The following is a 19,920-nucleotide window of genomic DNA, read 5'->3' as shown; positions in this document are numbered from 1 at the left end:
ATGGTAGTAGACAATCAGCTGGTGGCCTATGTGGTGCTGGCGCTGCTGGCGGCGCTGGTCATCAGCTTCCTGATGACGCCGGTGGTCAAGACCTTCGCCTATAAGGTGGGCGCTATCGACGTACCCAAGGACGCCCGCCGGATGCATAAGGTCCCCATCCCGCGGCTGGGCGGTCTGGCCATTTTCATCGGCTTCATGGTCAGTATTTTGCTGTTCGTGAACATCCGGGGCAACCAGCAGATGCAGAGCATCCTGCTGGGGGCCGTGATCATCGTGGTGCTGGGCGTGGTGGACGACATCATGGCCCTGCCCGCCATGCTGAAATTCGTGGTCCAGATCGTCGCGGCCCTGATCCCCGCTATGAACGGCGTCACCATCCTGGCCTTTTCCAACCCCAATATTTTTTCGGACAAGCTATATTGGGTCCTGGGGGGCTTGTCGATACCCTTTACCGTGATCTGGATCGTGGCCATCACCAATTCCGTGAACCTGATCGACGGCCTGGACGGCCTGGCCAACGGCGTTTCCGCCATTTCCGCCACCACCATGCTGGTTATTGCTCTGCTGTATTCCGAGGCGCAGGTGGCCATCGTCATGGCGGCGCTGGTGGGGGCCTGCGTGGGCTTTATGCCCTATAACCTGAATCCCGCCAAGATGTTCATGGGGGATACCGGCGCCACCTTCCTGGGCTATATCCTGGCCACTATGTCCATTCAGGGCCTGTTCAAGTACTACGCCGTGATCTCCTTCGTGGTGCCGTTTTTGATCCTCGGCCTGCCGATCTTTGACACGACTTTTGCCTTTATCCGGCGCATTGCCCACGGACAAAGCCCCATGCACGCGGACCGGGGCCACATCCACCACCGGCTGATCGACATGGGTCTGAACCAGAAACAGGCGGTGGCGACGCTGTACGTTATCTCCGCTATCCTGGGCCTTTCCGCCGTGGTGCTGACCACCGGCGGCGAGCAGCGGGCCATGCTGTTCTTCCTGGCGCTTTGCATTGTGGCGGTGGTGGCCGCCCGGGTCGTTTTCCCCAAGGAGGTCAAGGAAGAGCTGAAAGAGGAGCTGGAGGAGCTGCGGGACGGTTTGCACCATGAAGAGAAGAAAGACGAGGATGCGTAAATGGAAAAGCTCCGTGTTATGAGTGTGTTCGGGACCCGGCCGGAGGCCATCAAAATGTGTCCCCTGGTGAAGGAACTGGCCTCCAGGCCGGAGATCGAGAGCCTGTGCTGCGTGACGGCCCAGCACCGTCAGATGCTGGACAGCGTGCTGGAGGTCTTTGGGGTCAAGCCCGACTGGGATCTGGACATCATGGCTCCCCGGCAGACGCTGTCCTCCATCACCAGCAAGTGCCTGATGGGCATGGACAACGCCATCGACGCCTTGAAACCGGATATGATCCTGGTCCATGGAGACACCTCCACCACCTTTGCCGGGGCACTGTCCGCTTTCTATCATCAGGTGCCTGTAGGCCATGTGGAGGCCGGTCTGAGAACATATGACAAGTATTCTCCCTTTCCAGAGGAAATGAACCGGAAGCTGGTCTCTTCCATTGCGGAACTGTATTTCTGCCCTACAGTGAACAACAAAAACAACCTTCTGAAGGAAGGCGTCACCGATGGCCTGTTCATCACCGGCAATACGGTCATCGACGCGCTGCAAACCACTGTCCGGCAGGACTACCGATTCGATGTGGAAGAACTGAACCGCCTGCCCTACGGGGAGAAAAAGATCATTCTCGTCACCTGCCACCGGCGGGAAAATTACGGCGAGCCGATGCGGAACATCATGCTGGCCCTGCGGCAGATCGCGGAGCAGAACCCGGATGTGGAGCTGGTGTATCCTGTCCACCTCAGCCCGGTGGTCCGGGAGGCGGTGGACGCTTATCTCCGGGGAGCGCCCCGGGTCCATCTGATCGACCCGCTGCCCGCCGACGAAATGCATAATCTGATGGCCCGGTGCTATCTGGTGCTGACGGATTCCGGCGGCCTTCAGGAGGAGGCGCCCGCTCTGGGTAAGCCTGTTTTGGTGATGCGCCGGGAGACGGAGCGGCCGGAGGCCGTGGAGGCCGGCACAGTGAAGCTCTGCGGCGTGGTGCAGGATGATATCGTCACCATGGCGGAGCGGCTGATCCGGGACAGGGCCGCCTACGCCAAAATGGCTCACGCGGTGAACCCCTACGGCGACGGCCACGCCTGCTGCCGCATCGCCGATGCGATTTTGTGGTACTTCGGCCGGGGAGAGCGGCCCGCGGATCACCAGGTCTGAGGAGGAGCCGACTGGAGAAGGGAGGCTGATGCGGTGAAACGGAGCCTGAAGTGGATCACCTGGGGCTTTATCGTCCTGACCATGCTGGCGGCGGCTTTTATGCTGGGGGGAACGCTTCGCAGGACCTCCCACATCACGCTGCCCGCACCGGACGATCCCGCCCAGGCGGCGGAGGAGGACCCCGCCGTGTCCGGCGATGTGCTGACGGTGGTGGCGGTTACGCCGGAGACCGTGCAGGCCGCCGTCGAGACCCTGGCCCGGCCGGAGACTTACAGCCGCACCGTTACCATTGAGCAGTTCTGGGAAGGCGGCAGCGGGACCTATGAGCTGACGGTATCGGTCAGCGGCGGATGGACCCGCGTTGACCGGGCCATGCCGGATGGCCGGGTCCGCCACACCGTTACCGGAGAGGACGCTGCCTATATCTGGTACAACAACGAGGAGAAGGTCTATACCGCCCCGGCAGGCGGCATTACGGCGGACAATGAGCAGTCCATCCCTACCTATGAGGATATCCTGGCGTTGGACGCGGAGACCATCACGGCGGCGGATTACCGCTCGACCTTGGGGCTGCGGTGCATCTATGTGGAGACAGCGGCGGACGAGGCAGGCTATGCCCTCCGCTACTGGGTCAGTGTGGACACTGGGCTGCTGGTGGCGGCGGAAAAGCTGCTGAACAGGGAGACCGTCTACCGCATGGGTGCCCCTACGGTGGACCAGACGGAGCCGGCAGCCTTTACCCTGCCGGACGGAACGGTCCTGGAGACTTGAAAAAAGGGCGGAGCGCATTGCGCTCCGCCCTTTCTGTGTTTTACAGGATCAGCAGCAATCCAAGGGCCACCAGCAGCTCCTCGTCGGCGTTTTCCCGGAAGAGGAAGTACAGCAGGACCAACAGCAGCAGGTCGCCGGTGTCCACGCTGTCCAGGTGGAACTGATCCAGCAGGTGCCGCAGAAAGCCGGAAAGCCCGTCAGAAAAACGCGGCGGTCCAGTGCGGCTGCCGCAGTTGGACTCATTGGACTCGTCAGCCGCTGGCGGATGGGGCGGGGGACTACGCTCCTGGGACGGCGGGTCCTCCTGCTGGACGCGGGTGTAGCCGCCGTCGCCGCTCCGGATATAGCGGTTATACATACCTCAGCCCTCCCAGTCCGCCAGAAATTTCTTTCCCAGATGGAACAGCCGCGCCAATTGGAGCGCACGTTCCACCTTCGCCTGCCGTTCTTCCTTCAAATAAGGGCGCAGAGCGTAAAGCAGCTGGCGGGCGTTGGAATCCCCGCCAAGCTCCTGGACCAGGGGCAGGAGCTTGGCAAGCAGCTTGGGGTCTCCTCCGAAGCCCTGGAAGGGACTGCCGGAGGGCGCTGGCGGCGGGGGAGCGGGGGACGGTCCCGGCGGCGCTTCTTGGCCGCCGGAGAGGGACTGGGCCATCTGCATGATCTGGGCCATGGCGTCCGGGTTGGACAGCAGGCTGTTCAGTTTTTCGTCAAATCCCTCCATGCGCCCCGCTCCTTTTTATTTCTGGACTGCCTGGTTGATCCGCGCCACCAGTTCCGCGCCGCCCGGGCTTTTTGTCACCTGCTCCACCAGCTTCGCCATTTCCGCCGTGTCGCCCTGCATGGCGGAGCGGATGGCCCGCTGCAATCCGGCTCCCCGGTCCTTCTGGGTCAGCAGCCCCATCAGGGCCTGCCCGTCCCGGGACTGCATCAATGCCTGCAAGGCGGCCGGATTGCCCTGAAGCTGCTGGACCATCCGCGCCATTTTTTCATCCATGGACATCTCCTCCTGTCGAACGGGTTACAGGCCAGTATATGATTGGCGGGGCAAAAAAGTGCCTGCGTATTGACGCAGGCACGGAAAATATCTTTTATTTGACGGCCTTGCCGGTGTCGCAGTCCTTTATCAGGGGGCAGCCCTCGCACCTGGGGCTTCTGGCGGAGCAGGTGTCCCGGCCGAACAGCACCATGCGGTGGCAGAAATTGCTGGATTCCTTGGGCGGGATGACCTGGCGGAGCTGTTTTTCCACCTGAAGGGGATCCTTGGAACCGTCAGTGATGCCCAGCCGTCCGGTGATACGGATGCAGTGGGTGTCGCAGACATAGCCCTCCTGACCGAAGATATCGCCCAGGATCAGATTGGCGGTCTTGCGGCCCACGCCGGGAAGAGCGGTCAGCTCCTCCATGGTGCCGGGGACTTTGCCGCCGTGCTTTTCCAAGAGCTGCTGGGCGCAGGCCACGATATCCCGGGCTTTGCCGTTGTAAAAGCCGCAGGAGTGGATGTATTCGCCCACCTCCCGGGGATCGGCTTCCGCGAAGCTCTCCAGGGTCGGGAAGCGCTCATACAGCGCTGGAGTCACCTTGTTGACCCGCTCATCGGTACACTGGGCGGAGAGCCGCACGGCAAACAAAAGCTCATAGTCCTTTTCGTATTGCAGGGAGCAAAGGGCGTCGGGATAGATGCCCTTCAGCGTTTCAATGATCCGCTTGACAGCGGCTTTGGATTTCATGGCATTCACCTCTTGCTGACAGGATACCACAAAATCCGACGTTTGGGGAGGGGGAATTTTGCGAAACGGCGGGATTTTTCAGCGGACCTTCCATTCTTCTGCCTGCCAGTATAACACGGCAGAAGAGTGAGCGCAAGGCGCGGCGTTTTTTGGAAATAAGCGTGGAAATCTCATTTGGACTGTGATACAATGTAAAATCAGACAGCAAGAGAGGAGCGTGCGCCATGCAGCGGCCTTTGGCGGATGAGATCCGCCCAAAAACTTTAGAGGAAGTGGTGGGACAGCGCCACCTTCTGGCCCCCGGCGCGGTGCTCCGGCGGCTGATCGAAAGCGGGACAGACGCCAATCTGGTGTTCTACGGTCCCTCCGGCACCGGCAAGACCACCATCGCCAACATCATTGCGGAAAGGACCAATAAGACACTGTACCGGCTGAACGCCACCACGGCGACCTTGCAGGACATCAAGGATATCATCGCCGATGTGGGAACCCTGCTGGCCCCTGGCGGCGTACTGCTGTATCTGGACGAGATCCAGTATTTCAACAAGAAACAGCAGCAGAGCCTGCTGGAATTCATGGAAAACGGCAAGCTGACGCTGATCGCCTCCACGACGGAGAATCCCTATTTCTATGTATACGGCGCCCTGCTGTCCCGCAGCACGGTGTTCGAGTTCAAAGCAGTGACGGCCAGAGAGGCGGAAGCCGCCGTTCTGCGGGCGCTGAAGATCCAGCAGGAACGGAGCCAGCTTCCGCTGGACTGGGAGGAAGGGGTCCCGCTGCAGATCGCCACCGCCTGCGGCGGCGACGTGCGGAAGGCCATCAATGCCGTGGAGCTGCTGTGTCAGGCGGCAGTGCCAATAAAGGGCAAGCTGTTTTTGACAAGGAATGACGCTTCTCAGGTGGCGCAGCGCAGCGCCATGCGGTATGACAAGGGCGGCGACGCCATGTATGATCTGGCTTCTGCTCTGATGAAGTCCCTGCGGGGCAGCGACCCTGACGCGGCCCTCCATTATCTGGCGCGGTTCCTGGAGGCGGGAGATCTGATCACGCCCTGCCGCCGCCTGCTGTGCTCCGCCAGCGAGGATGTGGGCATGGCATATCCCCAGGCGGTCTCCATTGTGAAGGCTTGCGTGGATACCGCCATGCAGTTGGGGCTGCCGGAGGCACAGCTGCCGCTGGCTCAGGCGGCAGTTCTGCTGGCTACGGCCCCCAAGTCCAACAGTGTTTCCGCAGGTATCGCCGCTGCCTGGGCGGATGTGCGGGCGGGCCGAACCGGAGATGTGCCTCGGGAGCTGCAAAATGTTCACGCCGACTCCGCTGGCATGGAGCGGGAGCAGGGCTATCTCTATCCCCATAATTTTGCCGGACATTGGGTGGAGCAGCAATACCTGCCGGACATTTTGAAAGACGTCTGCTACTACCAGTGGGGCGACAACAAAACAGAACAGGCCGCCAAGGCCTATTGGGAGAAGATCAAAGGCAAGTGAAATCTGTCTCCACCGGCTCCTTTTCGTAGTTGGGCGGCGAGTAGACCCACCGGTCCAAGGTCCCGTCAGTGATCTGATATCGCAGAGGCTCCGGCACTGCCAGCGGCGGCAGTTTTTCGATGACCTGGAGTTTGATCTTCATCCGGTCCGGGCGGATGCTCTTGATAAAGATAGATACGCCGTCTCCGGGAGACAGTCCTTCCCGAGCGTCTGCCAGCCCGGACAGATTGGGGGACAGCTCAATGAAGCTGCCATAGTCCTTCACACTGCGGACGATCCCACGCACCGTTTCACCGGGAGCGAAGCGACTGGCGTTTTCCATCCAGGTACCCAACAGCTCCCGGTGGGTCAAGGTGATCCGGCGGCGTTCCCGGTCTATGGTCCAAACTGCCGCCAGCAGCTTCTGTCCCTCCCGAAACCGCTCTTTGGCATGACAGACGCGGGAGACGGACATCCGTTCAACAGGGAGCATGGCTACGATGCCGCAGCCGATGTCTACAAAAGCGCCAAAGGATTCCAGGCGCGTGATCCGGCAGGTGAGGACCGCGCCTGGCCGCAGGTGCTCCAAAAAGTACCCCATAGCCCGCTCCTGAACCGCCCGCCGGGACAGCAGAGCCACCGGCGCGCCTTTTTCGTCGGACTGCACGCTGGAAACTGTAAAGCATATCTGCTTGCCAACTCTTGACAGAACGGCAATATCCCGGCTAGCGCCGTTGATCCAGGGGGCGGTGACCTCCTGGCGGGGCATTTGGGCGGCCACACCGTTCAGGGAGAGGTGCAGGGTGTGTTCCGTGTCGCACCGCTGGACGACGCCCTCCAGGATCTGGCCGCTGTCGGCGGCACGCTTCAGGTCCGCAAGGGTATATTTTGTGGGAGGGCGCAGCCCTTCCGGGGGAAATAGGTTGTTTTCCGGCATTATGGGTCCCATCCTATCTGCCGTGGAAACGGCGTTGATAGACTACTATATGCATTGGAAAAGCTTGGATTGACAGGAGGTCGCCATGGAACTGCATCTGCACGATAAAGTGGAATTGAAAAAGCCCCATCCCTGCGGCAGCACCCAGTGGGAGATCCTGCGGGTCGGGATGGACATCAAGCTGAAATGCCTGGGCTGCGGCCATGAGCTGATGGTTCCCCGCAGCAAGGCGGAGAAGAGCATCCGCAAGATCTTGACGGAGGAGGGGACGAAATGAACAAAAAGGCGACACGGGTCATCGCCTTGACCTTGGTAGTGGTGATGATCGTGGCTTTGGTTGCCTCAATGATCGTACCCTATGTATGATATGTGCGCATGGAACGCCCGCCTGAGAAGGCGGGCTTCTTTTTTGCTCGCCTCCCTTTTGCGACGGCTTTTCCCGCCGGCTTGCCCTATAATACTGCCTGAAAGGGAGGCGGGGCCGTGACGGTGGTGTACATAGACAGCGTGTTCGTTCTGAACACGGTCATGGATTACCTGCTGCTGCTGGCCGCTGCGCGGCTGGCAGGCAGGCCCCTGCGGCGAAGACGCTACCTGCTGGCGGCTCTGGCGGGAGGCGTGTACGCGGTGGCGGCGTTCCTGCCGGGCTGTGGATTTCTGACCCATCCCGCCGTCAAGCTGGCGGCAGGCGTTCTGATGGCTTTGTTGGCCTACGGCGGGGAGGAACGGCTGCTGCGGCTGACGCTGTTGCTGTTGGCGGTATCCTGCGCCATGGCAGGCTGCGTGCTGGCCCTAGGCCTGCTGGCAGGAGGCGGCGTGCCGGTGGTAAACGGCGTTTTTTACACCAATGTGGATGCAAAAGTGCTTCTGATCGCCGCTACTTCTGCCTACCTGGTGCTGACCGTGGTGTTTCGGGCAGCCATGCGGCAGGGCATCAGCGGCCAGCTTCTGCCGGTGCGGATCCGCATTGGTGGGCGGTGCGCGGAACTGACGGCTTTGTGGGACAGCGGCTGCGGCCTCCGGGACCCGGTGGGGGGACAGCCGGTGCTGGTACTGGCTCCCGGCGCATTAGACGGTATTCTGTCCGTAGAGCTGCGGCACTTGCTGACGCCGGAGAGGCTTCGATGTCCGGCGGAGCTGCTGGAGCCTCTCCGATCAGCGGCGCCGGAGCTGCGGCCCCGGCTGCTGACCTATCAGGCGGTAGGAACTGGAGGGGGGCTTCTGCTTACTTTACGGACAGAGTGGACGGAGATCGCCGGGACCGCCTATCCCGGTCTGGCAGCAGCCCTGTCGCCAACGGCGCTGGGAGATGGATATGCGGCCCTGTGGGGCGGGGAAAGGAGAAAACGCTATGCTGATTTTTCGAATGGTCCTGCGATGGCTGCTGGACCGCTTGCTGCCTCAGGAGGGCGTCCACTACATCGGCGGCAGCGATACCCTGCCGCCGCCTCTGACCCGGGAGCGGGAGGCGGAGCTGCTGGAGCGGCTGGACGAAGAGAGCGCCCGTAAGGAGCTGATCGAGCATAATCTGCGGCTGGTGGTGTACATTGCCCGGCGGTTTGAGAACACGGGCATCAACATCGAGGACCTGATCTCCATCGGAACCATCGGCCTCATCAAGGCGGTGGGGACCTACCGTGCGGACAAGAACATCAAGCTGGCTACCTATGCCTCCCGGTGTATTGAAAATGAGATCTTGATGTATCTGCGGAAAAACGCTAACCGCAGGGGAGAGGTCTCCTTTGACGAGCCGCTCAACACAGATTGGGACGGCAATGAGCTGCTGCTGTCGGATGTGCTGGGGACCGACGCCGACGTGGTGATGCGCCCCATTGAGGAGGACGTGGACCGCAGCCTGCTGGCGGCGGCTATCAGCGTCCTGTCTCCCCGGGAGAAGCAGATCGTCACCATGCGTTTCGGACTGGGGGGCGGCAGGGAGCAGACCCAAAAGGAAGTGGCGGACCAGCTGGGCATCTCCCAGAGCTACATCTCTCGGCTGGAAAAACGCATTATTTCCAGACTGAAAAAAGAGATTTTACGGTTATCCTGAGCTTGACAATCCAAACCGGGTATACTATACTATCAAGGTATATTGGAAACTGCGAGGATGGGAAGCAGTACCTGGTCAGTGGAAGCCAAGAGAGGGAACGGATGGTGAGAGTTCCCGTGAAGCGGCTGGGGAAGTCGTCCCGGAGCATTGGACTGAAAATGCAGTAGGTTTCAACGGTGATCCCTCCGTTACCGGGGAAGGGCGTCCAGGCGCCCATGAGCGCGGGATATTCCCGAATCCAGGTGGTACCACGGACAGAACTGTTCGCCCTGAGCCGAAAGGCTCAGGGCGTTTTTATTTGACCGGGAGGTGATATGTGATGGAGATGGCGCGCCGGGAAAATGTTTCACAATATATCGAAAGCCGGTACGCGGCGGTGCCGGAGCACCTGTGGGCGAAATATCCGGCCTATGCGGTTTTCCGCAGACAAAATAACCGAAAATGGTTTGCGGTCCTGATGGATGTTCCCCGGAACAGGTTTGGTTTGAATGGAGAAGAGAGCGTCGACATTCTGGACATCAAATGCGACCCGAAACTGGCTGGGAGCCTCCGGGAAAACAGGGGCTTTCTTCCGGCCTATCACATGAATAAGACCAGCTGGATCACCGTCCTGCTGGATGGCTCGGTTTCCATGGAGGAATTGGCGCCCTTGCTGGATATGAGTTACGATCTGGCGGACCACGGCAGGCGGTGTGCGCGGAAGACAGGCTCAGCTGCCGAATCAGAATCAGAACAAAAGTTCAAAAGATAGGAGAATCAACACATGAACAAAGAACTGCCAAAGGTGTATGAACCCCAGCAGGTGGAGTCCCGCATCTATCAGATGTGGGAGGACAACGACTGCTTTGCCAGCACCCCCGACCCGGAGAAAAAACCCTTCTCCATCGTCATGCCGCCACCCAACGTCACCGGTCAGCTCCACATGGGCCACGCCATGGACTCAACCCTTCAGGACATCCTGATCCGTTTCAAGCGGATGCAGGGCTATGAGGCGTTGTGGGTCCCCGGCGTGGACCACGCAGGCATTTCCACGCAGGTGAAGGTGGAGGAGGACCTGCGGGTCAAGGAGGGAAAGACCCGCTATGACCTGGGCCGTGAAAAGTTCCTGGAGCGCGTCTGGGAGTGGAAGGAGAAGTACGGAAACCGCATCGTTCAGCAGCAGAAAAAGATGGGTATCTCCTGTGACTGGAGCCGCTCCCGTTTCACCATGGACGAGGGCCTTTCCAAGGCTGTCCGGGAGACCTTCTGCGAGCTGTATGACAAGGGCCTCATCTACAAGGGCAGCCGCATCATCAACTGGTGCCCCCACTGCGTGACGGCCCTCTCCGACGCGGAGGTGGAATATCAGGACAAGCCCGGCCACCTGTGGTACGTCCGCTATCCGCTCTCCGACGGCTCCGGCGACATCGTGGTGGCCACCACCCGTCCTGAGACCATGATGGGCGATACCGGAGTGGCGGTGAATCCGGAGGATGAGAAGTTCAAGCACCTCATCGGTAAGACCTGCATCCTGCCTATCATGAACCGGGAGATCCCCATCGTGGGAGACGAGTACTGCGAGATCGGCTTCGGCACCGGCGCCGTGAAGATGACCCCCGCCCACGACCCCAATGACTTCGAGGTAGGCCAGCGCCACAACCTGGAGATTATCCGGGTCATTGATGACAATGGCAGGATCAACGAGAATGGCGGCCCCTATAACGGTATGGACCGCTACGAGTGCCGCAAGGCCATCGTGAAGGACCTGGAGGAGCAGGGCTATCTGGTCAAGACCGAGCCTTACAATCACAACGTTGGCACCTGCTACCGCTGCCATAACGACGTGGAGCCGCTAATCTCCGCCCAGTGGTTCGTGAAGATGGAGCCTCTGGCCAAGGAGGCCCTGCGGGTTGTGCGGGACGGCGAAGTGAAATTCGTCCCGGAGCGGTTCGCCAAGACCTACACCAACTGGATGGAGAACGTCCACGACTGGTGCATCTCCCGCCAATTGTGGTGGGGCCACCAGATCCCCGCTTGGTACTGTGACGACTGCGGCCACATCAATGTCAGCCGGGAGGACCCCACCAAGTGCGAAAAGTGCGGTTCCGCCCATCTGACCCGGGACCCCGACGTGCTGGATACCTGGTTCTCCTCCGCCCTGTGGCCCTTCTCGACCCTGGGCTGGCCGGAAAAGACCGAGGACCTGGCCTATTATTATCCCACCTCCGTCATGATCACCGGCTACGACATCATCTTCTTCTGGGTCGCTCGGATGATCTTCTCCGGCTGTGAGCAGATGAAGCAGATCCCCTTCCGCACGGTCCTGATCCATGGCCTGGTGCGGGATGACAAGGGCCGCAAAATGTCCAAGTCCCTGGGCAACGGCATCGATCCTCTGGAGATCGCTGAGAAATATGGCGCTGACGCTCTGCGCTTCAACCTCATCACCGGCAACAGCCCCGGCAACGACATGCGCTTCTACACCGAGAAGTGCGAGGCCATGCGGAACTTCGCCAACAAGGTCTGGAACGCCAGCCGCTTTGTCATGATGAACCTGACCATCGATCACTGCGAGCTGCCCGCGGCGGACCAGTTGGCTCCGGAGGACAAATGGGTCCTCAGCAAGCTGAACACACTGGTGAAGGAGGTCACTGAGAACCTGGACGCCTATGAAATCGGCGTGGCCTCTGCCAAGGTCTACGACTTCCTGTGGGATACCTATTGCGACTGGTATATCGAACTGACCAAGACCCGGCTGAACGGCCAGGACGAGAACGCCAAGCTGGTGGCCCAGAACGTGCTTTGTTATGTGCTGACTGACCTTTTGAAGCTGCTGCATCCCTTCATGCCCTTCATCACCGAGGAGATCTTCCAGGCACTGCCTCATGAGGGCGATTTCATCATGAAGTCCCAGTGGCCGGAGTATCAGGAGGCCCTGAGTTTCCCCGAAGAAGAGGCTGCCATAGAGGCGGTGATGGATACGATCAAGGCTATCCGCGCTCGCCGGGCGGAGATGAACGTGCCGCCCTCCAAGAAGGCGGAGGTGCTGTTGGTCACCACCACGCCGGAGATCTACCGGCAGGGCCTGCACTTTATCCAGCGCCTGGCCTACGCCAGCGAGGTGACCTTCGCCAAAGCGGCCCCCGCCGACGTCAGCAAGCAGGTGTCCGTGGTGACCCACAACGCTACGGCCTATATGCCCCTGAGCGAGCTGGTGGACATGGCCGCCGAGCTGGACCGCATCCAGAAGGAGCTGGAGAAGGCCCGGAATGGCCTGCGGATCGTGGAGCAGAAGCTCTCCAACGAAAAGTTCACTTCCCGCGCCCCCGAGGCGGTGGTCAATGCGGAGCGGGAGAAGGCTGCCAAGTATCAGGAACTGATCACCAAGCTGGAGGAATCCGCCAAGGCAATGCAGGCATGATGCCATAAAGATAAATCACTTTATAGAAAATAAAAACAGGCCGCGTGAGGATACAGTTCCTCACGCGGCCTGTTTTCACGTCTGATACTCTTTGTTCACTTAGATTAGGCTGGCGGAAATTTTTGTGGGACAGACCGTCATAGAGAAGGACGAGCCGTCATACAGTGGAACAGTTAAAGAACGGGAGGGAGACGCGCTTGGGAAAGGACCAGGATATTTTGCGCTATGAGGAAGCCGCCGCCGTGCTGCCCAACCGTCTGCGGCGGCTGGCCATGGCTCTGCCGCCGGAGCGGAAGGCGGCTGTGGAAGAATTTCGCCTGCGGGCTGGCCGCCCCATGACAGTGCTGCTGCCGGATGGGGAACTGCCGTTGGATGCCGTAGTAGAGCCGGAGGAGCTGGAAACGCTCTGCGATCTGGCCACGGAGTTTTCCCGCTACGCCGCGGCAGAGACGCTGCGGGAGGGCTATCTGTCCGTTCGGGGCGGCTTCCGGGTCGGCCTGTGCGGCACGGTGGTGATGAAGGAGGGTGCAAACACCAATCTGAAGGGCTTTTCATCCGCCGCCATCCGCATCGCCCGGGAGCGGCGGGGTGTGGCGGAGCCGCTGGCCCCCAATCTGTTTCCGGAAGGGCGCTTTGCCAGCACGCTGATCCTCTCGCCGCCGGGGGGCGGCAAGACCACGTTGCTGCGGGACATGGTGCGCTGCCTGTCCCTGGGTGAGGCAGAACGTCCGCCCCAGCGGATCGCCCTCATCGACGAGCGGGGAGAGGTGGCGGTGGTCCACCATGGGGAGCCGCAGATGGATGTGGGGCCGTGCACCGATGTACTGGATGCTTGTCCCAAAGCACTGGGTATCCCTATGGTGCTGCGAGCCATGAATCCCCAGATCATTGCTGTGGACGAGATCACGCTGCGGGAGGATATCAGGGCGATGGTGCTGGCGGCGGGCTGCGGCGTTGGGCTGCTTGCCACCATCCACGCCGGAAACACAGCGGAGCTGGCGGAAAAGCCTCTGTACCGCCAGCTGTTGGAGGAGCGGGTGTTTCGCCTGGCGGTGTGCATCACCACAGCGGCGGGAGAGCGGCGCTATGAGGTGGAAGAGCTGCCATGGTGAAGCTGGTGGGGAGCCTGTGCATCCTGGCTGGCAGCGGACTGGCCCGCTGGGCCCGTCTGGCGGAGCGGCGAAGGCGGCGGCAGACGCTGTCGGATATCCTGACGGCGCTGCGGCGGATGGATGAGGAGATCCGTCAGGCCCGCACGATGCTGCCGGACCTGTTGGAGCAGGCGGCGGCGGACTGCGGACCTGACGCGGCAGCGCTGTTCCGGACAGCCGCCCAGGCGGCGGCCCAGGGAGAGGATGTGTCGCGGGCATGGCGGCAGGCGGCGGGAGACCTGCCCCTGGCGGAGGCGGACAAGAGATGCCTTGCCGCCTTGGAGCTGCGGGGCGACGAGGAGCAGGTGCGGGGTGCCATCGCCTTAACGGCCTCCGCACTGGCCCGAAGCGGAGAGGAGCAGGACAAGCGGCGGCAGTCGGAGGACCAGCGGGCTACTGCGCTCTGCTTTTCCGCCGCTGCGCTGCTGGTGATCCTGCTGATCTGAAAATCAACATAGGAGAAGTGCGTATGGATGTGGATCTGATCTTCAAAATAGCCGCCATCGGCATCCTGGTGGCGGTGCTGAATCAGCTGCTGATCCGCTCCGGCCGGGAGGAACAGGCAATGATGACGACACTGGCGGGGCTGGTGGTGGTGCTGATGATCCTGGTGCAGGAGATCAGCGATCTGTTCGACCTCATCAAGACCCTGTTCCGTTTTTGACCGTGGAAGCGGCGGTGCAGGTGACGGTCCTCTGTGTGGTCAGTGCGCTATTGGCGCTGATCCTGAAACGGAGCACGCCGGAATGGGCGCTGCTGCTGGCAGTGGCGGCCATTGGGGCTGCGGCGCTGTTTTTGACAGAGGCCCTTGGGGAAGCGGCGGAGCTTTTACGGGAGTTGACGGAGGGGAGCGGTGTCGATCCGGCGCTGTTTCTGCCGCTGTATAAAACTGTGGGCATCGCCCTGGTGGTAAAAGTGGGGGCCAGCCTCTGCCGGGATGCCGGGGAATCGGCTTTGGCCGCGGCGGTGGAGACGGCGGGAGCGGTGTGTGCGCTGCTGGTGTCCCTGCCGCTGCTGCGGGCGGTGCTGTCCATGCTGTTGGAGTTGATGGGATGAAACGAGCGATCATATGTCTGCTGGCGGCGGCGGCTCTTACCGTCTCTGCCCGGGCGGCGGAGGTGCCGGAGGAACTGACAGAAGCCCTGCCCAGAGGGGCGGAGGAACTGCTGGAGGATGCGGACTTTTCCGGCGTCCAGGGCTTTTCCGGCGGTGTGGACCGCATTTTGGAAGCAGTCAGCGGCCAGGTGGGGACTGTGCTCCGGCAGCGGGTCAAGGGAGCTGCCTCGGTGCTGCTGGTGGTGGTACTGTGCGGCGCGGTGGACGGCTTTTCCCAAAGCGCCGGCGGCAGGACGGCGTTTCTGCCCATGGTGGGGGCGCTGTCGGTGACGATGGCCACGGCGGGCAGCTTGGACACGCTGATCGGCCTGGGAGCGGAGACCATCGACCAGCTGCACCTGTTCTCTCAGGCGCTGCTGCCCACTTTGGCAGCGGCCACGGCCGCCAGCGGCGCGGTGACCACCGCCGCCTTTCACCAGGTGGCGGCCGTGTTCGCGGCGGACCTGCTGCTGCAATTGATCGACGGTCTGCTGCTGCCGCTTGTCTATCTCTACATCGGGGTCCTGACCGCCGCCAGCTGTCTGCCGGAAAACCGGCTGGGCGTTTTGGCGGAGGGCTTGAAAAAGGGAATATCCTGGCTGCTGACTGCCGGATTGCTTCTGTTCACCGGGTATCTGTCCATGGCACGGGTCGTCTCCGGCACCGTGGATGGGGCCGCGGTCAAGTTGACCAAGGCCGCCATCTCCGGCGCGGTGCCAGTGGTGGGAGGGGTCATCTCCGAGGCGGCGGAGACCGTGCTTGCCGGAGCGGGGATGTTGAAAAGCACTGTGGGCCTGTTCGGGATGCTGGCCATTCTAGCGGCCTGTGCCTATCCCTTTTTGCAGCTGGGAATCCAGTACCTGCTGTACAAGCTGACGGCGGCATTAGCCGCCGTTGTAGGAGCGCCGGGACTCTGCAAGCTCATCGACGGACTGGGGGGAGCCTTCGGACTGGTATTGGGGATGACTGGAAGCTGCGCCCTGGTGCTCCTGATCTCCATCATTTCCTCCGTGGCGGCGGTGATGCCATGATCGGGGCGGTACGTGAGTGGCTCACCGCCATCGTGGCATCGTCGATCCTGCTGTCCGCCGTCCAGACCCTGCTCCCTGATGGGACGGCGCGGCGGATCGCGGCCTTTACCGGCGGCCTGCTTCTGCTGGCGGTGATGTTGCGGCCGGTACTGGGAGTCGAGCTGGAGCGGTTGGACCTGGGGGACTATGAGGCCGCTGTGGAACAGCGGCGGCAGGAGCTGGAGGAAGTGAAAAAAGAGGAGCTGGAGTCGCTCATAGCGGAGCGGACAGCCGCATATATATCGGACAAAGCGGCGTCTCTGGACCTGAGCGTGACAGCGCGGGTCGAGACAGAACCGGGGCCGGAAGGCATCCCCATCCCTGCCGCCGTCCACTTGGAGGGACAGCGGAGCGAGGAGCTGGCGGCGTATATGGAACGGGATCTGGGCATCTCCCGGGAGAGGCAGGTTTGGCATGAAGAAAACTGAAGGAGCGAGAAAGCTATGGGACAGGTACAAATGCGCGGCACTGGTGGTGCTGGTGGGCGTTGGGCTGCTGCTGTGGCCCGATGGGAGCGGCGATACGGGGCCATCCTGGAAAGAGCAGGAGATGCGGGATATCCAGACGGAGATCGCCGAGATCCTGGGGTCCATGAGCGGTGTGGGCCAGGTGAAAGTGATGCTGACTTTGGAGAGCGACGGACAGCGGCAGCTGGCTCAGGACACGGAGCTGACATACAGCGGCGACACCAAGGCGCCGGCGGACTATTCCCGCCGCTCCGAAACCGTGCTGGTGGACGGCGGCTCCGGCGACCAGGTGGTGGTGATACAAAATCAGTATCCCACCTATCGTGGCGCCCTGGTGGTGTGCCAGGGCGGCGGCAGGGCAGAGGTGAAGCTGGCGGTGACGGAGGCGGTGGCGGCGCTGACCGGCCTTTCCGCCGGCCGCATCACAGTGGCAGAATGGCAGTGATCATTTGGAGGAGGAATCATATGACTAGATGGAAGCGAAATGCGGTGGTGGCCACGATGGCGATCTTGGTGTGTGCGGCGGTAGGATTGAACTGGAAATACTCCAGCCAGGAGGCGGTGCGGGAGGCCGAGGAAGCGGGCACGAAGATCCTGGGGGAGGCGGCTCTTGTGTCTGGCCAGGAGGAAGGCGCTGTGGATGAGACAGCGGTGTACGACGGCGAGGACTACTTTGCCTCTGCCCGGCTGACTCGCCAGCAGGCCAGGGACAACGCGATATCGCTCTTGCAGGAGGCAGCAGCCCAGGAGGACGCGGACCAGAGCGTGGCCAATGAGGCCAGCGAGAGCATCCAGGTGCTGGCGGCCTATACCCTGCAGGAGGCCCAGGTGGAGAACCTGGTGGGAGCCAAGGGATATCAGGACTGTGTGGCGTTTATGAGCGACGGCAGCATGAGTGTAGTGGTATCCACGGAGAGCGGGGAGCTGACAGCGGAGGATGTGGCCCGCATCACCGACATCGCCATGTCGGAAACAGGCCTGCCCGCCAGCGGCATCAAGATCATGACGGCAAATTAGCTGTTGTAATTTGCGGGATACCATGGTAAAATACATCATAAGTATGCGGAAGCGGGGCGCTGGCCCCAATTACCAAGGATATCACGGATAAGGAGAATCACAATGGCCGAAAGCAAGGAATACATGACGCTGCCGGAGGAGAACGGGAGCATCAACATCTCTGAGGAGGTCATCGCCGCCATCGCTGTGGGGGCCGTCCGGGAGGTAGAGGGCGTGTCCGGCATGATGACCAGTATGGGCGGCAGCGTCACCGACCTAATGACCAACAAGAAAAACGCCCAGAAGAGCATCAAGGGCGTAAAGATCGACATGACCGGCGCTGCCATGGTGCTGGACCTGTATCTGACGGTGGAATACGGCCATCCCATTCCCGAGGTGGCGGAGAACGCCCAGAAGGCGGTCTCTTCTGCGGTGGAAGCCATGACCGGTTGTCCCGTGGAGGCCGTCAACATTCATGTGGGCGGCGTGACTCTGGCCTGATCCAGTGAACGAGAGAGAAAAGGACGAATTGCATTATGGTACGGAACACCGCGCGGGAGATCGCCATCCATCTCTCCTATGAGTTGAGCTTTACCGACAAAACCGTCGACGCTCTGCTGGATGAGCGCCTGACGGCTGACAGCTTTGCCGCTTTAGCGGAGGAGGACTCCATTTATCAGGAGGCCCCCAACGCCAAGCAGGCGGACTACATCCGCCGGCTGGTGCGGGGCGTGGCCGAGCACGCGGCGGAGCTGGACGGATACATTGCCAAATATGCCAAAGGCTGGAGCTTTGCCCGGATCCCGCTGGTGGCCTCTGCTATTATGCGGGTGTGCATGTACGAAGTGCTGTATATGCCGGACATCCCCGACGGTGCCGCCATCAACGAGGCGGTGGAGATCGCCAAGAAATACGAGACGCCGGAAACGGTGAAGTTTATCAACGGCATCCTTGGCAGCTTCGTGCGGCAGGAGATCGGGGAATAAAGAGCCAACAGAGCGGGACAGGGCGGCGGAGCCGCTCCCTGTCCGGCTCTGTCTTTGTACTTGCGTGTTAGGAGGACCTCTGTGGAAAAGCATATTTTCACCGTGGCCGAGGTGAACCAGCTGGTGAAGCTGCTGCTGGACAACGAGCCGATGCTGCGGAACATCTGTGTTCGGGGCGAGCTGTCCAACTATAAGATATACCCCTCTGGCCATCACTATTTCACCCTGAAGGACCCGGAAGGGGCTTTGCGCTGCGTCATGTTCAAAGGCTCTGCTATGCGGCTGCGGTTCCGGCCGGAGAACGGTATGAAGGTGCTGGTCACGGGCCGGGTCTCCGTGTTTCCACGGGACGGTGCTTACCAGCTCTACTGTGATACGCTGACGCCGGAGGGGGTCGGAGACCTAGCGGCGGCTTTTGAACAGCTGAAGGCCAAACTGTATGCCGAGGGCCTGTTCGACCCGGACCACAAGAAGCCCCTGCCCGCTTATCCGGAGCGGATCGCCATTGTTACCTCCTCAGCGGGGGCGGCGGTCCACGACATGATCCGCATCCTGCGCCGGCGGTATCCCATCGCTAAGGTGCTTCTGCTGCCGGTGCGGGTCCAGGGCGCGGAGGCTCCGCCGGAGATCGCCGGAGCCATCCGGTACGCCGACCGGTGGAAGATCGGCGACGTCATCATCACCGGCCGGGGCGGCGGCTCCATGGAAGACCTGTGGGCCTTCAACGACGAGCGGGTCGCCCGAGCCATCTATGATTGTGAAACGCCCGTTATCTCCGCCGTGGGCCATGAGCCGGATGTGACCATCTCTGATTTCGTGGCGGACGCTCGGGCCAGCACCCCCTCCAACGCTGCGGAGATCGCCGTGCCGGATCAGGTAGAGCTGCGGCGGTGGCTCCATGGCACGGGAGAGCGGATGGAGCAGAGCGAGACGGCCCGGCTGGAGGCCATGCGCCAGCGGCTGGAGGCTTTGGCACAAAAGCGTGTGATGACCGATCACCTGGCCTATGTGCAGGACAAGCGGATGGAACTGGTCCATGTCCAGCAGCGGCTCTCTGATCTGTCGGCGGCCCAGACGGCCCGGAAGCGGCAGCAGTTTTCCGCCTTGGCGGCGGCCCTGGACGCTATGAGCCCTTTGAAAGTGCTGGGGCGGGGCTACGCTATGGCTCAAAACGGCGATGGGCAGATTTTGAAAAGCTATCGGGAAGTGACAGCCGGAGAACGGGTGTCCGTGACGCTGGGGGAGGGCGGCTTTACCTGCACAGTGGACGAGCCGTTTGGAAAGGAGAAGAAAACATGAGCGCGAAAAAGTTGACGTTTGAGCAGCAGCTTGCCCGGCTGGAGGAGATCGTGGCGGCCCTGGAAAAGGGCGACGCCCAATTGGCGGACTCCCTGGCGCTGTTCGAAGAGGGAACGAAGCTGATCGCCGCCTGCCAGAAGCAGCTGGACCAGGCGGAGCAGCAGGTGGTGAAGCTGATGAAGGGTGCCGACGGCGCGCCAGTGGAGCTGCCCTTCGAGGCACAGGAGGATTGAC

Annotated in this window: 26 protein-coding genes and 1 other annotated feature; of the genes, 21 read left to right on the top strand and 5 right to left on the bottom strand. The window is 61.5% G+C overall.

Features of this window, described 5'->3' with window-relative positions; translation table 11 throughout:
• Genes Q0Z69_RS03340 through Q0Z69_RS03330 form a run of 3 tightly spaced genes read left to right on the top strand, consistent with a single transcriptional unit; the run spans position 1 to position 3,042 of the window.
• Positions 1-1,125: an MraY family glycosyltransferase gene (locus Q0Z69_RS03340; protein WP_298029799.1), complete on the top strand. Its 1,125-nt coding sequence runs from the start codon at positions 1-3 to the stop codon at positions 1,123-1,125.
• Complete coding sequence (gene wecB, locus Q0Z69_RS03335) at positions 1,126-2,271, top strand: non-hydrolyzing UDP-N-acetylglucosamine 2-epimerase (RefSeq protein WP_298029798.1); 1,146 nt, start codon at positions 1,126-1,128, stop codon at positions 2,269-2,271.
• 33 nt (positions 2,272-2,304) lie between these two features.
• Positions 2,305-3,042 (top strand): hypothetical protein, encoded by a 738-nt coding sequence (locus Q0Z69_RS03330; protein ID WP_298029797.1) that lies wholly within the window; start codon positions 2,305-2,307, stop codon positions 3,040-3,042.
• Between the two features lie 40 nt (positions 3,043-3,082).
• Here Q0Z69_RS03330 and Q0Z69_RS03325 read toward each other — a convergent pair whose 3' ends face one another.
• The 4 genes from Q0Z69_RS03325 to nth form a co-directional block, all read right to left on the bottom strand.
• Positions 3,083-3,400, bottom strand: a complete 318-nt coding sequence (locus Q0Z69_RS03325; RefSeq protein ID WP_298029796.1) for a hypothetical protein — start codon at positions 3,398-3,400, stop codon at positions 3,083-3,085.
• Positions 3,401-3,403: 3 nt separating this feature from the next.
• Complete coding sequence (locus Q0Z69_RS03320; RefSeq protein ID WP_298029795.1) at positions 3,404-3,763, bottom strand: hypothetical protein; 360 nt, start codon at positions 3,761-3,763, stop codon at positions 3,404-3,406.
• Positions 3,764-3,778: 15 nt separating this feature from the next.
• Positions 3,779-4,036 carry a hypothetical protein gene (locus Q0Z69_RS03315; RefSeq protein ID WP_298029794.1) on the bottom strand — a complete coding sequence of 86 codons (258 nt, stop codon included), beginning with the start codon at positions 4,034-4,036 and terminating at the stop codon, positions 3,779-3,781.
• A 94-nt stretch (positions 4,037-4,130) separates the two neighbouring features.
• Positions 4,131-4,769, bottom strand: coding sequence for an endonuclease III (gene nth / locus Q0Z69_RS03310; protein WP_298029793.1), 639 nt, complete (start codon positions 4,767-4,769; stop codon positions 4,131-4,133).
• Between the two features lie 224 nt (positions 4,770-4,993).
• On the opposite strand from nth, the gene Q0Z69_RS03305 reads away from it, so the two are divergent.
• Positions 4,994-6,256: a replication-associated recombination protein A gene (locus Q0Z69_RS03305; RefSeq protein WP_298029792.1), complete on the top strand. Its 1,263-nt coding sequence runs from the start codon at positions 4,994-4,996 to the stop codon at positions 6,254-6,256.
• Here Q0Z69_RS03305 and Q0Z69_RS03300 read toward each other — a convergent pair.
• Positions 6,243-7,172: a S1 RNA-binding domain-containing protein gene (locus Q0Z69_RS03300; protein ID WP_298029791.1), complete on the bottom strand. Its 930-nt coding sequence runs from the start codon at positions 7,170-7,172 to the stop codon at positions 6,243-6,245. The genes Q0Z69_RS03305 and Q0Z69_RS03300 overlap by 14 nt on opposite strands.
• Positions 7,173-7,257: 85 nt before the next feature.
• On the opposite strand from Q0Z69_RS03300, the gene Q0Z69_RS03295 reads away from it, so the two are divergent.
• The 17 genes from Q0Z69_RS03295 (at position 7,258) to xseB (ending at position 19,919) form a co-directional block, all read left to right on the top strand.
• The gene (locus Q0Z69_RS03295; protein WP_298029790.1) at positions 7,258-7,449 is read left to right on the top strand and encodes a DUF951 domain-containing protein; all 192 of its coding nucleotides are present in this window, start codon (positions 7,258-7,260) and stop codon (positions 7,447-7,449) included.
• A 206-nt stretch (positions 7,450-7,655) separates the two neighbouring features.
• Positions 7,656-8,681, top strand: a complete 1,026-nt coding sequence (locus Q0Z69_RS03290; protein ID WP_298029789.1) for a sigma-E processing peptidase SpoIIGA — start codon at positions 7,656-7,658, stop codon at positions 8,679-8,681.
• Positions 8,566-9,222, top strand: a complete 657-nt coding sequence (gene sigE / locus Q0Z69_RS03285) for an RNA polymerase sporulation sigma factor SigE (RefSeq protein ID WP_298029892.1) — start codon at positions 8,566-8,568, stop codon at positions 9,220-9,222. The genes Q0Z69_RS03290 and sigE overlap by 116 nt, the downstream gene beginning before the upstream one ends.
• Positions 9,223-9,267: 45 nt before the next feature.
• Positions 9,268-9,497, top strand: a binding site (T-box leader).
• Between the two features lie 44 nt (positions 9,498-9,541).
• Positions 9,542-9,973 (top strand): MmcQ/YjbR family DNA-binding protein, encoded by a 432-nt coding sequence (locus tag Q0Z69_RS03280; protein ID WP_367272211.1) that lies wholly within the window; start codon positions 9,542-9,544, stop codon positions 9,971-9,973.
• Positions 9,974-9,985: 12 nt separating this feature from the next.
• Positions 9,986-12,622 carry a valine--tRNA ligase gene (locus Q0Z69_RS03275; protein ID WP_298029788.1) on the top strand — a complete coding sequence of 879 codons (2,637 nt, stop codon included), beginning with the start codon at positions 9,986-9,988 and terminating at the stop codon, positions 12,620-12,622.
• Positions 12,623-12,819: 197 nt separating this feature from the next.
• The gene (locus Q0Z69_RS03270) at positions 12,820-13,734 is read left to right on the top strand and encodes a stage III sporulation protein AA (protein ID WP_298029787.1); all 915 of its coding nucleotides are present in this window, start codon (positions 12,820-12,822) and stop codon (positions 13,732-13,734) included.
• Positions 13,728-14,219 (top strand): stage III sporulation protein AB, encoded by a 492-nt coding sequence (locus tag Q0Z69_RS03265; RefSeq protein ID WP_298029786.1) that lies wholly within the window; start codon positions 13,728-13,730, stop codon positions 14,217-14,219. The genes Q0Z69_RS03270 and Q0Z69_RS03265 overlap by 7 nt, the downstream gene beginning before the upstream one ends.
• A 23-nt stretch (positions 14,220-14,242) precedes the next feature.
• Positions 14,243-14,437: a stage III sporulation protein AC gene (gene spoIIIAC, locus Q0Z69_RS03260; protein WP_298029785.1), complete on the top strand. Its 195-nt coding sequence runs from the start codon at positions 14,243-14,245 to the stop codon at positions 14,435-14,437.
• Positions 14,438-14,439: 2 nt separating this feature from the next.
• Complete coding sequence (locus Q0Z69_RS03255) at positions 14,440-14,829, top strand: SpoIIIAC/SpoIIIAD family protein (RefSeq protein WP_298029890.1); 390 nt, start codon at positions 14,440-14,442, stop codon at positions 14,827-14,829.
• Positions 14,826-15,899: a stage III sporulation protein AE gene (locus Q0Z69_RS03250; protein WP_298029784.1), complete on the top strand. Its 1,074-nt coding sequence runs from the start codon at positions 14,826-14,828 to the stop codon at positions 15,897-15,899. Before Q0Z69_RS03255 ends, Q0Z69_RS03250 begins: the two co-directional genes overlap by 4 nt.
• Positions 15,896-16,366 carry a stage III sporulation protein AF gene (locus Q0Z69_RS03245; RefSeq protein ID WP_298029783.1) on the top strand — a complete coding sequence of 157 codons (471 nt, stop codon included), beginning with the start codon at positions 15,896-15,898 and terminating at the stop codon, positions 16,364-16,366. The genes Q0Z69_RS03250 and Q0Z69_RS03245 overlap by 4 nt, the downstream gene beginning before the upstream one ends.
• Complete coding sequence (locus Q0Z69_RS03240; RefSeq protein WP_298029782.1) at positions 16,353-16,850, top strand: hypothetical protein; 498 nt, start codon at positions 16,353-16,355, stop codon at positions 16,848-16,850. Before Q0Z69_RS03245 ends, Q0Z69_RS03240 begins: the two co-directional genes overlap by 14 nt.
• A gap of 20 nt (positions 16,851-16,870) precedes the next feature.
• On the top strand, positions 16,871-17,422 hold the full coding sequence (locus tag Q0Z69_RS03235) for a SpoIIIAH-like family protein (protein WP_298029781.1): 552 nt from the start codon (positions 16,871-16,873) through the stop codon (positions 17,420-17,422).
• A gap of 102 nt (positions 17,423-17,524) precedes the next feature.
• Positions 17,525-17,902 (top strand): Asp23/Gls24 family envelope stress response protein, encoded by a 378-nt coding sequence (locus tag Q0Z69_RS03230; protein WP_298029780.1) that lies wholly within the window; start codon positions 17,525-17,527, stop codon positions 17,900-17,902.
• 35 nt (positions 17,903-17,937) lie between these two features.
• Positions 17,938-18,387, top strand: coding sequence for a transcription antitermination factor NusB (nusB, locus tag Q0Z69_RS03225; protein ID WP_298029779.1), 450 nt, complete (start codon positions 17,938-17,940; stop codon positions 18,385-18,387).
• A gap of 81 nt (positions 18,388-18,468) precedes the next feature.
• Complete coding sequence (gene xseA, locus Q0Z69_RS03220) at positions 18,469-19,686, top strand: exodeoxyribonuclease VII large subunit (RefSeq protein ID WP_298029778.1); 1,218 nt, start codon at positions 18,469-18,471, stop codon at positions 19,684-19,686.
• Positions 19,683-19,919, top strand: coding sequence for an exodeoxyribonuclease VII small subunit (gene xseB, locus Q0Z69_RS03215; protein WP_298029777.1), 237 nt, complete (start codon positions 19,683-19,685; stop codon positions 19,917-19,919). The genes xseA and xseB overlap by 4 nt, the downstream gene beginning before the upstream one ends.
• Position 19,920: the final 1 nt, after the last annotated feature.

Origin of the sequence: uncultured Dysosmobacter sp. (assembly GCF_947631165.1) — a bacterium.
Taxonomy (GTDB): domain Bacteria; phylum Bacillota; class Clostridia; order Oscillospirales; family Oscillospiraceae; genus Oscillibacter.
This window is presented reverse-complemented; position numbering and strand designations above follow the sequence as displayed.

What these genes read in the sequence shown, in the direction of transcription:
- Q0Z69_RS03305 (WP_298029792.1), top strand. Translation starts at nt 4,994, where the DNA reads ATGCAGCGGCCTTTGGCGGATGAGATCCGCCCAAAAACTTTAGAGGAA.
- Q0Z69_RS03230 (WP_298029780.1), top strand. Translation starts at nt 17,525, where the DNA reads ATGGCCGAAAGCAAGGAATACATGACGCTGCCGGAGGAGAACGGGAGC.
- Q0Z69_RS03240 (WP_298029782.1), top strand. Translation starts at nt 16,353, where the DNA reads ATGAAGAAAACTGAAGGAGCGAGAAAGCTATGGGACAGGTACAAATGC.
- nusB (WP_298029779.1), top strand. Translation starts at nt 17,938, where the DNA reads ATGGTACGGAACACCGCGCGGGAGATCGCCATCCATCTCTCCTATGAG.
- wecB (WP_298029798.1), top strand. Translation starts at nt 1,126, where the DNA reads ATGGAAAAGCTCCGTGTTATGAGTGTGTTCGGGACCCGGCCGGAGGCC.
- Q0Z69_RS03315 (WP_298029794.1), bottom strand. Translation starts at nt 4,036, where the DNA reads ATGGATGAAAAAATGGCGCGGATGGTCCAGCAGCTTCAGGGCAATCCG.
- xseB (WP_298029777.1), top strand. Translation starts at nt 19,683, where the DNA reads ATGAGCGCGAAAAAGTTGACGTTTGAGCAGCAGCTTGCCCGGCTGGAG.
- Q0Z69_RS03235 (WP_298029781.1), top strand. Translation starts at nt 16,871, where the DNA reads ATGACTAGATGGAAGCGAAATGCGGTGGTGGCCACGATGGCGATCTTG.
- Q0Z69_RS03295 (WP_298029790.1), top strand. Translation starts at nt 7,258, where the DNA reads ATGGAACTGCATCTGCACGATAAAGTGGAATTGAAAAAGCCCCATCCC.
- Q0Z69_RS03340 (WP_298029799.1), top strand. Translation starts at nt 1, where the DNA reads ATGGTAGTAGACAATCAGCTGGTGGCCTATGTGGTGCTGGCGCTGCTG.
- nth (WP_298029793.1), bottom strand. Translation starts at nt 4,769, where the DNA reads ATGAAATCCAAAGCCGCTGTCAAGCGGATCATTGAAACGCTGAAGGGC.
- Q0Z69_RS03300 (WP_298029791.1), bottom strand. Translation starts at nt 7,172, where the DNA reads ATGCCGGAAAACAACCTATTTCCCCCGGAAGGGCTGCGCCCTCCCACA.
- Q0Z69_RS03245 (WP_298029783.1), top strand. Translation starts at nt 15,896, where the DNA reads ATGATCGGGGCGGTACGTGAGTGGCTCACCGCCATCGTGGCATCGTCG.
- Q0Z69_RS03275 (WP_298029788.1), top strand. Translation starts at nt 9,986, where the DNA reads ATGAACAAAGAACTGCCAAAGGTGTATGAACCCCAGCAGGTGGAGTCC.
- Q0Z69_RS03325 (WP_298029796.1), bottom strand. Translation starts at nt 3,400, where the DNA reads ATGTATAACCGCTATATCCGGAGCGGCGACGGCGGCTACACCCGCGTC.
- Q0Z69_RS03320 (WP_298029795.1), bottom strand. Translation starts at nt 3,763, where the DNA reads ATGGAGGGATTTGACGAAAAACTGAACAGCCTGCTGTCCAACCCGGAC.
- Q0Z69_RS03250 (WP_298029784.1), top strand. Translation starts at nt 14,826, where the DNA reads ATGAAACGAGCGATCATATGTCTGCTGGCGGCGGCGGCTCTTACCGTC.
- spoIIIAC (WP_298029785.1), top strand. Translation starts at nt 14,243, where the DNA reads ATGGATGTGGATCTGATCTTCAAAATAGCCGCCATCGGCATCCTGGTG.
- Q0Z69_RS03280 (WP_367272211.1), top strand. Translation starts at nt 9,542, where the DNA reads ATGGAGATGGCGCGCCGGGAAAATGTTTCACAATATATCGAAAGCCGG.
- Q0Z69_RS03265 (WP_298029786.1), top strand. Translation starts at nt 13,728, where the DNA reads ATGGTGAAGCTGGTGGGGAGCCTGTGCATCCTGGCTGGCAGCGGACTG.